General features: G+C 29.8%; 12 protein-coding genes. All 12 read left to right on the top strand.

Annotated features, from left to right (window positions below; genetic code table 11):
• Nucleotides 1-13 precede the first annotated feature (13 nt).
• Entirely contained in the window at nt 14-1,078 is a 1,065-nt protein-coding gene (gene wecB / locus JK636_RS20545; RefSeq protein ID WP_202750851.1) for a non-hydrolyzing UDP-N-acetylglucosamine 2-epimerase, read from the top strand.
• A gap of 541 nt (nt 1,079-1,619) precedes the next feature.
• The gene (locus tag JK636_RS20540; protein WP_202750850.1) at nt 1,620-2,663 is read left to right on the top strand and encodes an O-antigen ligase family protein; all 1,044 of its coding nucleotides are present in this window, start codon (nt 1,620-1,622) and stop codon (nt 2,661-2,663) included.
• 25 nt (nt 2,664-2,688) lie between these two features.
• Nucleotides 2,689-3,768 (top strand): glycosyltransferase, encoded by a 1,080-nt coding sequence (locus JK636_RS20535; RefSeq protein ID WP_202750849.1) that lies wholly within the window; start codon nt 2,689-2,691, stop codon nt 3,766-3,768.
• 62 nt (nt 3,769-3,830) lie between these two features.
• Nucleotides 3,831-5,048, top strand: coding sequence for a glycosyltransferase family 4 protein (locus JK636_RS20530; protein WP_202750848.1), 1,218 nt, complete (start codon nt 3,831-3,833; stop codon nt 5,046-5,048).
• Between the two features lie 36 nt (nt 5,049-5,084).
• Nucleotides 5,085-6,344 (top strand): O-antigen ligase family protein, encoded by a 1,260-nt coding sequence (locus JK636_RS20525; RefSeq protein WP_202750847.1) that lies wholly within the window; start codon nt 5,085-5,087, stop codon nt 6,342-6,344.
• The gene (locus tag JK636_RS20520) at nt 6,341-6,994 is read left to right on the top strand and encodes a sugar transferase (protein ID WP_202750846.1); all 654 of its coding nucleotides are present in this window, start codon (nt 6,341-6,343) and stop codon (nt 6,992-6,994) included. Before JK636_RS20525 ends, JK636_RS20520 begins: the two co-directional genes overlap by 4 nt.
• Nucleotides 6,995-7,110: 116 nt before the next feature.
• The gene (locus JK636_RS20515) at nt 7,111-8,544 is read left to right on the top strand and encodes a flippase (protein WP_207751789.1); all 1,434 of its coding nucleotides are present in this window, start codon (nt 7,111-7,113) and stop codon (nt 8,542-8,544) included.
• Nucleotides 8,541-9,671 carry a glycosyltransferase family 4 protein gene (locus JK636_RS20510; protein WP_207751788.1) on the top strand — a complete coding sequence of 377 codons (1,131 nt, stop codon included), beginning with the start codon at nt 8,541-8,543 and terminating at the stop codon, nt 9,669-9,671. The genes JK636_RS20515 and JK636_RS20510 overlap by 4 nt, the downstream gene beginning before the upstream one ends.
• Before the next feature lie 5 nt (nt 9,672-9,676).
• On the top strand, nt 9,677-10,591 hold the full coding sequence (locus JK636_RS20505; RefSeq protein WP_202750845.1) for a glycosyltransferase family 2 protein: 915 nt from the start codon (nt 9,677-9,679) through the stop codon (nt 10,589-10,591).
• 188 nt (nt 10,592-10,779) lie between these two features.
• Nucleotides 10,780-12,303, top strand: a complete 1,524-nt coding sequence (gene hutH, locus JK636_RS20500; RefSeq protein WP_202750844.1) for a histidine ammonia-lyase — start codon at nt 10,780-10,782, stop codon at nt 12,301-12,303.
• 18 nt (nt 12,304-12,321) lie between these two features.
• The gene (gene hutU, locus JK636_RS20495) at nt 12,322-13,974 is read left to right on the top strand and encodes a urocanate hydratase (protein WP_202750843.1); all 1,653 of its coding nucleotides are present in this window, start codon (nt 12,322-12,324) and stop codon (nt 13,972-13,974) included.
• Between the two features lie 26 nt (nt 13,975-14,000).
• Entirely contained in the window at nt 14,001-14,897 is an 897-nt protein-coding gene (gene ftcD / locus JK636_RS20490) for a glutamate formimidoyltransferase (RefSeq protein WP_202750842.1), read from the top strand.
• The last annotated feature ends 212 nt before the right edge of the window (nt 14,898-15,109 follow it).

The raw sequence follows: 15,109 nt of genomic DNA, 5'->3' as shown, positions 1-15,109 counted from the left end.
TGGAGGAAATTTTATGAAGATATTGACTGTCATAGGAGCAAGACCGCAATTTATAAAAGCTGCCGCAGTATCAAAAGTATTAAGAAGTAAATATAATGAAATTTTGATTCATACAGGACAACATTATGATGAAAATATGTCGAAGGTTTTCTTTGATGAATTAAAAATTCCTATTCCCGATTATAACTTGACAGTTGGATCTGGAGGTCATGGCGTACAAACAGGAAACATGCTTATAAAATTAGAAGATATTTTTGTAAAGGAAAAGCCGGATTTGGTATTAGTATATGGTGATACCAATTCGACTCTAGCTGGAGCTTTATGTGCAAGTAAGTTATTGATACCTGTAGCTCATATAGAAGCAGGGTTAAGAAGTTTTAATATGAATATGCCTGAAGAACAAAATAGGATATTGACTGACCATATATCTACATTATTATTTACTCCAACTACATCAGCTGTGAAAAATTTATACAATGAAGGAATAAAAAACAATATTTATAATGTTGGTGATGTAATGTATGATGCTGTTAAGCATTTTACAAATATATCTAAGGAAAATTCATCTATAATAGATAAATTAGATTTATTAAAGAAGAAGTTTATTTTAACAACCATACATAGGGCTGAAAATACAAATAATATTAGTAATTTAAAGAATATTATTGAGGCACTTAATGAGACAAGTAAAACAATTGTTCTCCCACTTCACCCAAGAACAAAAAAATATATAGAAAGTTATAATCTTGTACTCAATAATAATATTAAAGTTATAGAACCTGTTGGGTATCTTGATATGCTTAATTTAGAAATGAATTCAGAAAAAATTGTAACTGATAGTGGTGGAGTACAAAAAGAGGCATACTTTATGGCAAAACCTTGTATAACTCTAAGAAATGAAACTGAATGGGTAGAAACTGTAGAAGCAGGATGGAATATTATTGTAGGAACTAATAAAGATAAGATATCTAAAGCTATAGCAGAATTTAGCCCCTCAGGTATTCAAAAAAATATTTTTGGTGATGGTAATGCATCAACTGAAATATTAAATAAAATTAGTGAATGTTCTTTTAATTAGTTTTTTAAAAATTTAATTAGTTTTGTAGTAGTTGGAGGAAGGTATGAAGTATCAAATGAGCAGGAAAATTCTGAATTATAGATGGATAGTTCCTGTTTTAACAATTATTTTTATTTTATTATATTTTGTTATTAATCCTAAGTTGATATTTATTATTATATTTTCATTAATTTATATATCCATAATATATTATAAGTTTTCAAAAAGTAATATTGAATTTTTATATTTCACCCTTTTGTTATTGCTAATAATTGATTTTTCATTCTCTATAGAGATAACGAAATCTATAAAAATTTATTACTATCATATTTTAATATTTATATTTATAATAATTGGGGCTATAAATCTTCATAAACAAAAGGGAATTAGTTTTAAAAACATTATTAAATTAAATAAATATAATGTATTTATTACCATATTTCTAATCTATGCGATAATCAGCATTTTATGGGCACCTAATAAGCTTTATGCAATTAAATATATATTTATATATTTTAACTTTTTTATAGTATTAATGATTATTAGCCGATATAATAAGTCTATGAAAAATATTAAGAAAACAATAACGTTTTTGATATATCTCTTTGTAGGAATAGAACTGGGAGGACTATTTGAAATATTCGGAGTAAGATTCGGAATGAGAAATCATTTTATTGAAGCAGGATATTCGCTAGCTGATGCGTATATTAAAAGAATACCAGTAGTATTCTTTTTCAATCCCAATGACTATGCTTTTTATTTAGTAATCATGCTTATAATAATAAATGTATTTATTATGTTTAGCGAAAAATTAAAAGAAAAATTAAAGTTATTAATTATATTTAGCATAGGACAAGTTAATCTTATTTTTACTGCATCTAGAACAGGGTGGATTTGCTTTATTTTATCATCAATTATAACTGCATTTGTTATCTTTATGTGCAATATTGAAAAATCTAAAAAATATAAATATATAAAATCTCAAATTATATTATTGACTTATATTATCATTTTTTTCTTTGTGTTTTCAATTAATACTATATCGAGACCATATTTCGGAAAGATTGAATCCATTCCTTATGTAGGAAAAATTTATAGTATAAATTCTATTAAATCTAATGATAATTCTAACGAGAATAAAAACAAAGTTGATAAAAATAACAATCTGGAATTAGGTGGAAAAGGATCAAACAATGAAAGGTACACTCTAATCTATAATGTTATTAATGGAATCTTTATTAAAAAACATTATTTGGGGTATGGTGTAGGGAATAGCGTTGTACTGGAAGCTTCATTTAATAATACTAATGACATATTAAATGTTCATAGCTTTTGGTTTGAAATTTTAGCTGATTTTGGAGTAATAATTTTTTTGTACTTACTCTATATCTATATAAACCTAATACTTGGCCTGTCCAAGTTATCTAAAAAATCAAAAAATATAATCTTTAGTATGTTTTTAATAATAAATATAGTAAGTTTAATCATATTAATTCCATTATCATTTGCATCAAGTTCTATAATATCTCATACTATATTTTGGATAGCTTTAGGTCTATCATATAGTTCTATAAAAGATAAAAATATTCAGCAAATAAATGTTTAAAAGTAATGCTTATCGAGGGGGATATATGAAAATTTGTTTTTTTGGTGATGGAGGTAGTGTGCATTTAATACGTTGGATAGATTATTTTTTAGATAAAAATTATGAGATCCACTTGGTGACATTTAGGGATAGTAAAAATTTAAAAGAAGGCTTTAAACAAAAAAAATTTTATTTACATCAAATTGGAAACATATCAATAAATCCTGACGGAAAAAACTGGATGTACATGTTGCATATAATTAAACTAAAAAAAGTTTTAAGGAAAATAAAACCTGACATTATTAATGCGCATTACGTCACGAGCTATGGATTTATAGTTTCTTTACTTACTAGAAAAAAATTTGTTATATCTGCATGGGGAAGTGATATATTAATTGCACCTAAGAAAAACTTTATTTATAAATATATTACGAAGTATGCGCTGAAAAAATGTTGCTTGATTACTTCTGATTCTGAGCATATGACTAATGAGATTAAAAAATATACTCAAAGTAAAGTAATAACTGTACCAATGGGTATAGATAAACTGATTTGTCAAATGAAAGGAATAAAATCGTCTAATGAAATTATTATTCTAAGCCTTAGAACAGTTGATAAAAATTGTAATATAGATTATATTATTAAAGCCTTTAACAAATTTAATAGTAAATATACTAGTTCGAAGCTAATAATAGCAAATAGCGGACCAGAGATATATAACATTAAAAAACTTATTAATGATTTAAGGTTAGATGATAAAGTAGAATTACTTGGATTTATTTCGAGAAGTAATTTGTTAGAATTGTTGCTTAAATCAAATATTTATATATCTATTCCTACATCAGATTCAACATCAGTAACATTATTAGAGTCCATGGCTTGTGGAATATTACCTATAGTTTCTGATTTACCTGCAAATAGAGAGTGGGTTATTCACAATCATAATGGACTAGTAATAGAAAATATACATGAGGACTTACTTTTTGAAGCCCTTATAAAAGCAGTTAACGACGAAAATCTACAGAAAAGATGTAATATAGAAAATCGTAAAATTATATTACAAAGAGCTATATGGGAAAACAATATGAATATTATTGAAAATGAATATTTAAAATTAATTAGATAAGAACTAATTTAAATTTGAGGTATCATTAAAACTAGCAATTTAAAAGAATCTAGGTGATAATTATGAAAATTTTATTTTTAACTCAATATTTTCCACCAGAGGTTGGAGCGCCACAGAATAGAATATTTGAGTTTGCTAAACAGTTGAAAAAAAATGGACATGATGTATCAGTACTTACAGCTATGCCAAATTACCCAAAAGGTGAGATATTTAAAGAGTATAAAGGTAAAAAAGTTTTTATTGAAGAAATTAACGGTATTAAGGTAATCAGGACAAGAATCTACGCAACAAAATCTAAGAGTTTTTCTAGTAGGCTTAGAAATTATCTATCTTTTACATTTTCATCAGTGCTTCAAGGAGCAAAACTTATAGAAAAACAAGATGTGATTATTACAGAGTCTCCCCCTTTATTCTTAGGTTGGTCGGGATATATACTTTCAAAGATTAAAAAATCTAAATTTGTTTTTAATGTTTCTGATTTATGGCCTGAGTCTGCAGTAAAATTGGGAGTATTAAATAATAAAATGTTCATAAGAATGTCTACTTGGCTTGAGGAGTTCTGTTATAAAAAGGCAGCAGCAGTAACTTGCCAAACCAAAGGAATTGTAGATAATATAATTAATAGAGGATTTTCTAAAGAAAAAGTACATCTTATTACTAATGGTGTAGATATAGAATTATTTAGTAAAGAAAACAAAGATGAAAATACTAGAAAAGAATTAAATATAAATGACAAATTTTGTGTTTGCTATGCTGGCATTCATGGTATTGCTCAAGGCCTAGAAGTTATAGTTGAAGTAGCTGAGATATTAAGATCTCATAAAGAAATCCAGTTTATATTTGTTGGGGATGGTCCCGAAAAACAAAAATTAATTTCTATAAAAGAAGAAAAATCGTTGAATAACGTTACCTTTTTACCATTATATCCTAAAAAGGATATGCCCCGGCTAATAGCCTCCATGGATTCAACAATTATACCACTGAAGAAATTAGATTTATTTAAAGGAGCACTTCCATCGAAAATGTTTGAGTGCTTGGCTTCAGAGCTTCCTATCATTTTAGCGGTAGAAGGTGAAGCAGAGGAATTGATAAGGAGCGCTAATGCTGGTATTGTAGTAGAACCTGAGAACTCTAAACAGATTGCTGAAGCAGTGCTTGACTTATATAATAATATTGAGTTAAGAAAAGAACTTGGAAGAAATGGAAGAAAATACGTATCAGAAAATTATTCGAGAGAAACAATTACAAAAAAACTAGAAAAGATTTTAGAAGATTTATAAAAAATAATCTAAGTGAAATTAAGGAGTTTAACTAAAATGGGCAATAAGAGCTTACGTATTCTAGTTTATTTATATATAGTATTATTACCTTTATTTCCAAGCAAGCTTAGAGTGGCCTCTATACCTGTAAATGCTGATATAATCCTTGGAGGTATCATTCTGCTATATGCTTTATTAGTAATATTATATAAAAATAATAGAAATAATTTTATATATGGAATAAAAGATTTTTTTTCTAATTATTTTAGTATTTTTGCTACTCTCTTATTAGTTATGATGCTTGTATCTAGCGTATATGCAAAGTACAAATTACCAGCTGTTTCTGAAAGTTTTAGATTTTCTGGTTATATTATCTTGTACTTTATTATAAAGTATGAAGTTAATGATAAAAATACAATTGATAATATTATTAAATGTTTCATAGCAACTACATCTTTTTTATGTATTATAGGGCTGATACAGATATTTACAAGAATAGGGGTAAGTGAATTCATATATCATGGAAGCTTTGGAACAAGAGTACGTGTACCTTCAACTTTAGGTAATCCTAACAGCTTTGGTGGTCTTCTGCTACTCTCTATATTTCCTGTAATCATGTTATGCATCAATGAGAGAAAAAAGAAAACTAAACTTCTCTACTTAATATGTTCTCTTTTGATGTTTTCTAATATTATATTGACAGAGTCAAGAAATGCATGGTTGGGTCTTGCGATAGGTTCTGTTATACTAGCTATAATATATAATATAAAGCTGATTTTTGCATTTCTAGGAATAGGAACTGTAACATTGCTTTTTCCTCAGGTATCTACTAGATTAAAAGAACTTACTGATATGTCTCAAAACATCGGAAGAATTCGACTTTGGGAAATTGCATTAATTATAATAAAGGAACATCCTATTAGAGGAATTGGAAATGGTAATTATCAAAAGTTATATTCATATTATATAACTAAGTACCCGCAATTGCGCTACAATGATCATAAAGAGTTTTCTGTGCATAATAATTATTTGAAGATTCAAAGCGAGTTGGGTATTATAGGAACAATAGGTTTTTTGGGAATGATATTTTCAGCTATGATAAGAATTAAAAAACTCATAAGCATGAATATAGATGATAAATATGTGGCATTTTTTAAGGGGGCCTTGGCTTCGCTTGCTGCTTTTGCATTTATTAACATGTCTGATGATTTCTTTATGGTTCCTAAGATTGCATCATATTTTTGGATTATAATTGCTATAGGAGAGGCATTACATTATAAGGTAAATAACAGTGTGACTATTCAGGAGGGCTTATGATAGAGGAATTTGAAGCAATTGATGTAAATGAAGATATAAAATCTAAAAGATATCAGTATGCAATGAAGAGGGTATTTGATATTATTTTATCTATAATTGGTATAGCTATTTTATCTCCAATATATATGTTAATAATTATAGCTATTAAGTTTGATTCAGAAGGACCGGCTATTTTTAAACAAGTAAGAGTAGGGATGGATGAAAAAAAATTTACTATTTACAAATTCAGAACTATGATTGTAAATGCAGAAAGTAAAAGAACACTAGATATAGATCCAAGTAATATTGATAGTTTTGTTTTTCAAAGTAAAAGTGATAATAGAATAACTAAAGTGGGAGATTTCCTAAGGAAGACAAGCTTGGATGAAATTCCACAATTATTTAATGTTTTATTTGGGACGATGAGTTTGGTTGGACCAAGACCTGAGATACCAGATGTCGTGAAGTATTATCCTGATGCTTATAAGCAAAGATTGATGGTTGTACCTGGTATTACTGGGCTTGCTCAAGTTAATGGAAGAGGAGAAATAGAACTAGGTAAGACAATCTATTATGATTTGAAATATATAAAAAAGTTTTCCTTATGGCTTGATTTTAAGATAATTATTAAGACATTTGCTAATGTTGTAAAAAAAGATGGAGCTTTTTAAATACTAATTTATATTGAAATATATTTTTTATACTTATATAATTAAGTATAAGATCTTTACCTTATAAATGAGCTATACAAGGCTCTTATTTTTTTATTATGGAAATTGAAAATTGGATGGTGATCACAATAAATAAAGTAATAAAAAACTTTCTATCAATAAGTTTTGCAAATTTTACATCACAAGTGTTGACTTTCCTCGTTGTAGCTTATTATGCTAGGATACTTGGCACTGATATATTTGGACATGTATCTACTGTACAGGCTATAATGATGTACTTTACAATGTTTGTAATGCTTGGACTTCAGACCTTTGGAACAAGGGAAGTTTCGAAGTATGAACATAATATAAAGAGTATTGTTGGCAAAGTTGTTTTTTTGAGAACAATAGCATTTTTTATAAGCTATGCTTTAATAGTTGTTTTTTATTTTGTGCATAAAGGAAACAGCATTTTTGGTAATTTGCTGCTTATATATGGAATAACACTTTTACCTGCAGCATTAAATTTGGATTGGGTGTTTTCAGGACTACAGGAAATGCAGTATAATGCAGTATATAATCTTATAAAAAATTTGATTCCGTGTTTTCTGATTTTTATATTTTTTAAGACCGAAAAACAGTTGTTTTTAATACCTTTGTTTACGCTATTGGGATTATTTTTTGCATTGATATATCAAATATATGTTTTTTTCAAGAAAAGAAAATTTAAAATTTCAATACGCATTAATAAAGAAGAAATAAGAAAATATATTTTTTATGGTCTTCCATTTATGTTTTCAGGCGTTTTAGCTATGATAAACTGCAATGTTGATAGAATAGTAATTGAGTTTACTAGAAGTTCAGGGGAAGCAGGTATTTATTCTGCAGGATATAATATAATAATGTTTTTAACAAATATTATAACACTAATATTTACGCCTATGTTCCCTCTGCTTATTAAGTATTTTCATGAAAAGGAATTTGGCAGGCTTAATTCAGTAGTTAATAATTTGGCTAAAATCATATCCTTTATAGCATTGCCTATTTTTGCTGGAGGAGTAATTTTATCTAAGGATATTATTCTATTGCTTTTTGGGTATAAGTATGAATCAGGCTATATTTCTTTTGCCATTCTTATGATTTATATTTTAATTCTATTCGTAAGAGAAATATATGGTTATTGTCTTAATGCATGGAATTTTGAAAAAACTTACTTAAAGATTGTTTTTATATCTTCCATGATAAATCTTGTATTTAATTTGATATTTACTCCTATTTACGGAATGAATATTGCTGCATTTATTACAGTAATATCAGAAATTGTAAATCTAGTATTAATGAAGAAATATACTGAAAATATATTAAAAATAAAAGTTTTTACGTATTTTATAAAAACTCTTATTCCAACAATAGTTATGAGTTTTGTAATTATGCTAATTAAGACACTAAATTTAAGTGTTCTAATAAATATTTTATTTGCAGTATTAGTATATTTTGCTTCAGCTATAATATTTAGAACTATTTCTTTAAAAGAAGTAAAAATGCTTTTTAGTAAGGAAGGTACAATATGAAGATAAGATATTGTGTTCTTTATCCACAGGCTGAAAATGTGCACCTAATTAAGGATGTAGGCATGATTGCATATAAGTTGTTTAAAGCATATGATTATGATGCATCAGTGGCTTGCTATGAAAATGGCAGTTATGATTATTTAAAAAAAGAGGTTAAAGGACTAAAGCTTAATTTTATAAAAAGAAGATATAACAATGATATCTTGGATGGTATAAGTTATATTAAAAGGAATGCTAAAAGTATTGATGTGCTTCAGTTGTTTCATGTAACACTTAGAACAGTGTTTTATACTTTAATATATAAGTTTTTTAATCCAAAAGGTAAGATATTTGTTAAGCTTGATTGTACAAACAGACTTATAGATGTTATTAAATCATTAAACGGTATAAAGTATAAAATGTTAAATGCTTTTTTAAATAAAGTAGATATAATTGGCGTAGAGCAGGAAACACTTTATGAGCAATTAAGAAATATTCTAAGTGAGCAGAGTAAGAAGTTGCTTATTATTCCAAATGGTATTGATTTTCAAGGCGCTGATAAATATAATAGTTTAAATTTTAAGGATAAAGAAAATATTATACTTCATGTAGGCAGAATAGGAAGTCCAGAGAAAGCAACAGATATTCTGCTGAATGCAGTTAAAAATATTAAAGATATAGAAAATAGTGGATGGAAAATAAATATAGTAGGGCCTATTGAAGAAAAATTTAAAGAATATATTGATGATTTTTTTGAAAAGAATGCGCATTTAAAAGGTGTTGTAGAATTTAAAGGTGCTGTGTATGATAGAGAGCAGCTTTTTGAAGAATATAAGAAAGCAAAGATATTTTGTCTAAGTTCAAATTATGAGAGTTTTGGGATTGCTCTAATTGAGGCTGCGTCCTTTGGTGACGTTATAGTATCCACTGATGTTGGTATTGCTAAGGAATTGGTTAGAAGCAATAATGGAATCATAGTTGATGTTCAAGATGAAGAGATGTTTTCAAAAAGTATTGAAAAGCTTATGTACTGTGATGATTTATACGAACTATCAGCTTTGACTGAGAAAATATGTAGAGAAAAGTATGACTGGAATAATATAATTGAAGTTTTACATCAAAGAATATTAAACATTAATCGAGGTTGATTACAATGAACAAGCTTCCAAAAGTATATATCGTTATACTAAATTTTAATTCTTATAAAGATACTATAGATTGTATAAGAAGCATTGAAAATATATCATATGATAATTATGAAATAGTAATAGTAGATAATAATTCTAAGGATAATTCTGTAGAAGAAATAAAGAAGCACTGTTCTAAACATACACTGCTTGTTAGTAATGAAAACATGGGCTATGCCAGCGGAAATAATATAGGAATTGAGTATGCATTAAAGCAAGGTGCAGAGTATATATGTATTTTGAACAATGATGTTGTAGTAGAAGAGGGGTTCTTAGAACCACTAATTAAAAAATTCTCTACTGATAATAATATTGGTATGGTGGGACCATGTATTTGCGAATACTCAAATAGAAATATAGTACAAGCTATGGGCGCATATATTAACCTTTACAGAGGATTAGCAATGGGCCAGGGTGAAGGTGAGGAATATAATAATATTACTCATAGTCCTATTGATGTCGATTACCTTGGAGGTGCTTGCTTCGTAGTAAAAGCTGAGGTATTAAAAAAAATTGGGTTAATACCTGAGAATTACTTTTTATTCTATGAAGAAACAGAATTTTGCCTTAAGGCCAGAAAATTAGGATACAAGCTTATTTGTCTGCCTGAGAGCAGGGTTTATCATAAAAGATCTGCTACCATATCAAAGTTTAGTGGGCTCAGTTACTATTTTTTAAATAGAAACAGAATTGTTTTTATGAGGAGAAACGCAAATATAATACAAAGTATAATATTTGCCATATATATTATTTTTGAGGGACTTGGAAGAATAATTATAAGAAGAGAGTCTATTAAACTTTTTAAATTTTATTTAGAAGGTGTTAAGGCCGACAAAGATAGAATTGATAGAGAAAAAATTGAATATTACTTAAAAGGTTAGTGAGAACTTTTTTAAGCAGATACTTTGCTTAGAAAAGTTCTTTTTTTTATATTGCATCGATTTATTATATTAAAATGCTACTAAATAAAAAATATTCAGACAATTTAAATAGACAAATTTAGAGGTTATTTGTATACTATGGAGAATATTAGTATTATAGGAATAATTTATTTAAGTGGGGTGGGGCTATGAAAATTATAACTATTGACGGAAATAATCTTATTCTCGAAGACGTAGTAAAGGTAGCTAGAGAAAATTATAAGGTAGAATTAAGTGAAGAAGCGAGGGAAAGGGTATTAAAATCAAGAAAAATTGTTGACAGCATAGTTGAAAATAATAAAGTAGTCTATGGAATAACAACAGGTTTTGGAAAGTTTTCAGATGTTACAATATCACAGGACGATTGTAAAACTCTGCAAAGAAATTTGATTTTGTCTCATGCGTGTGGATATGGAAATAATCTTTCTAAGGAAATAGTAAGAGCGATAATGCTGCTTAGGGCAAATGCTCTATCTAAAGGGTACTCTGGAATTAGACTGGAAACATTAGAAACACTAATTGAAATGCTAAATAAGAGAGTACATCCTTGTATACCGGAAAAAGGTTCACTTGGAGCATCAGGAGATTTAGCGCCTCTTTCACATATGGTATTACCTATGATAGGAGAGGGTGAAGCAGAGTTTGAGGGAAGAGTTCTAAATGGAAAAGAAGCTATGAATGAAGCTGGTATTCAAATTATAGAACTTACAGCAAAGGAAGGATTAGCACTTATTAATGGAACTCAAGTTATGACTGCAGTTGGTGCTCTAGCTCTTTATGATAGTATTAACTTATTAAAAATCAGTGATATAGCAGCTGCACTTACTATGGAGGCATTAAGAGGAATTGAAGATGCATTCTATTCTGAAATACATCGTATAAGGCCACATGCAGGACAAATTAATACAGCAGAGAATATTTTAAGTCTCACAGAAGGCAGTAGCTTTATTACAAAACAGGGTGAACTTAGAGTACAAGATGCATACACCTTACGATGTATACCGCAGGTACACGGAGCAAGCAAGGATGCAGTAAATTATGTTAAGGAAAAACACAGCATAGAAATGAACTCAGCTACAGACAATCCAATAATAATTTCTGAGGATATTGTTATATCCGGAGGTAATTTCCATGGACAGCCAATGGCTTTAGCCTTTGATTTTTTGGGTATAGCAGTTGCAGAGCTTGCCAATATATCAGAAAGAAGGCTTGAAAGACTTATAAACTATCAGCTTAATGACCTTCCTGCCTTTTTAGTTAAAAAAGGAGGTCTTAATTCAGGTTTTATGATTACCCAATATGCAGCAGCAGCTTTGGTATCAGAAAATAAGATATTAGCTCATCCTGCTTCAGTAGACTCAATACCATCTTCGGCAAACCAAGAGGATCATGTAAGCATGGGAACCATAGCAGCAAGGAAGAGTTTAGACATAGTAAAGAATGTTAAGAGAGTTTTAGCTACTGAAATAATGGCGGCATGTCAAGCTATAGATTTTAGAGATAATCTGAATTTGGGAAAAGGTACTATGGAGGCGTATAAAGTAGTAAGGCAGAATATAGATTTCATAGAAGAAGATAAAGTAATGTATAAGGAATTAGATAAGTGCACTGAACTAATAAATAATGGTTCGATTTTAGAGGCTGTAGAAAGAAAAGTAAATTTAAAATATTAAATATGGGGGAGATATATTATGAAAAGAACAATAACTGCTCCAAGAGGAACAGAAATAAGCTGTAAAGGCTGGCAGCAGGAAGCGCTTCTTAGAATGCTTATGAATAATTTAGATCCTGCTAATGCTGAAGATCCAGATAATCTTATAGTGTATGGAGGAACAGGAAGAGCCGCTAGAAACTGGGAATGCTTTGATGCCTTAGTTAAAACCATTAAAGAACTAGAAGATGATGAAACGATGCTGGTTCAGTCAGGAAAGCCTGTAGGAGTATTTAAAAGTCATAAGGATGCACCTAGAGCTATAATTGCAAATTCTAACTTAGTTCCTCATTGGGCTAATTGGGAATACTTTAGAGAACTTGAGAGAAAAGGTCTTACAATGTATGGACAAATGACAGCCGGCAGCTGGATTTATATCGGCTCTCAAGGAATACTTCAAGGAACTTATGAAACATTGGCTTCTATAGCACATAAAAAATTTAAAGATTCTTTAAAAGGCACTATTACATTAACAGGCGGACTTGGAGGAATGAGTGGTGCTCAGCCTTTAGCTGTTACAATGAATGAAGGTGTAGCTATTTGTGTTGAGGTTGACAGAAATAGAATTCAAAGAAGACTTGATACTAGATATGTTGATATTTTAGTAGAAAATGTAGAGGAAGCTGTGGAGATTGCCAATAAAGCCAAAAATGAAGGAAAAGCATTATCTATTGCACTACTTGGAAACTGTGCTGATGTATATCCTAAGCTTATAGAAATGGGATTTATTCCTGATATAGTTACAGATCAGACTTCTGCTCATGATACTTTGGGAGGTTATGTTCCGGGAGGTATAAGCTACGAAGAAGCGTTAAGGCTAAGGGAAAGTAATCCTAAAGAATATATCAAGAAGGCTAGAGAGAGTATTAGAATACATGTTGAATGTATGCTTGAATTCCAGAAAAAAGGTGCAGAGGTATTTGATTATGGCAACAACATAAGACAGGTTGCTTTTGAAGAAGGAGTAGAAAATGCATTTAACTTCCAAGGCTTTGTACCTGCTTATATAAGACCTCTATTTTGTGAAGGAAAAGGGCCATTTAGATGGGCTGCACTTTCAGGAGACCCGGAAGATATTTATGCTACAGATAGAAAGGTACTTGAACTTTTTCCAAAGGATACTCATTTAAATAGATGGATTAACATGGCTCAGGATAGAATTGAGTTTCAGGGACTTCCTTCAAGAATATGCTGGCTTGGTTATGGAGAAAGGGCAAGATTTGGACTTGCAATAAATGAAATGGTTAGAAATGGCGAAATCAAAGCACCTATTGTTATAGGAAGAGATCACTTAGACTGCGGCTCGGTTGCATCGCCAAACAGAGAAACAGAAGGTATGAAGGATGGCTCCGATGCAATATCTGATTGGGCACTTTTAAACTTTGCTATAAATGCAGTTGGCGGGGCTAGTTGGGTTTCCTTCCATCATGGTGGAGGGGTAGGTATTGGTTATTCTCAGCACGCAGGTCAGGTTTTAGTTTGTGATGGAAGCCATGAAGCAGATGAAAGAATAAAGAGAGTACTTACAACAGATCCAGGCATGGGAGTATTAAGACATGCTGATGCCGGCTATGAAGAAGCAATTGAGTTTGCAAAAACGCACAGCGATATAAAAATACCTATGATGAAATAAAATTTTATAGCAGAAGGGTGATATAAATGGGTAGAATTATAGAATGTATTCCTAACTTCAGTGAAGGAAGGAATAAGGAAGTAATAGAAAAAATAATGGATAAATTAAGAGGAAAAGAAGGGGTAAAGTTATTAGACTATTCCTCTGACTCTGATCATAATAGAACTGTAGTAACTTTTATTGGAAGTCCTGAAGGTGTTGAAAAAGCTATCATTGATTTTGCCGAAACTGTTTATGAGAATATAGATATGACAAAACATGATGGCGGGCATCCTAGAATGGGTGCATTAGATGTAGTTCCATTTGTACCTGTAAGCGGAGTAACTATGGAAGAATGCATTGAGCTTGCTAATAGAGTTGGAAAAACAATTGGAGAAAGATTTAATGTGTCTGTTTATTTATATGAGGATGCAGCTAAAAGTTCTGACAGGCAAAACCTTGCCAACGTAAGAAAAGGACAGTATGAAGGCTTTTTTGAAAAAATAAAAAAGGAAGATTGGAAGCCGGATTATGGCCCATGTGAAATGAATGTTAAGAGCGGATGCACTGCTGTAGGTGCAAGAGTACCATTAGTTGCTTTTAACGTTAATCTTGGAACAAATAATATTGAAATAGCAAATAATATAGCAAAGTCTGTAAGACATATAGGCGGAGGTCTAAGATTTGTTAAAGCAATGGGAGTAAAGCTTGAGGATAGAGATATAGCTCAAGTATCCATGAACCTTGTAAATTATGAAAAAACTGCGGTATATAGAGCATTCGAAATGGTGAAGATGGAAGCAAAGCGTTACGGAGTACCTGTTGTTGGAAGCGAAATAATAGGACTTGTACCGATGGCTGCTTTAATACAGAGTGCAGAGTATTATCTTCAGGTTGAAAACTTTTCCATGGAACAAGTTTTAGAGAAGAGAATATGGGAATAGTATAAATAGATTGCGAATTAAATTGCCGCAGGCTATGGCGTAAAGTCCTTAGAGCCTTGTGTAGAAAGCAAATCTACTGCAAACCAGCATGATTACAGTAAATATTTAAATATTTAAATATTTTTATAGGTTTATATATAAACATAAGAATGATAAAAAGGCCATTACTTGCTTTTAACAAAGCCTGCAAACATTTAATTCGCAATTTTATT

Source organism: Clostridium rhizosphaerae (assembly GCF_016765585.1).
GTDB lineage: Bacteria > Bacillota > Clostridia > Clostridiales > Clostridiaceae > Clostridium_AT > Clostridium_AT rhizosphaerae.
The sequence above is the reverse complement of the archived record's forward strand: the minus strand, read 5'-3'. Positions and strand labels throughout refer to the sequence as shown.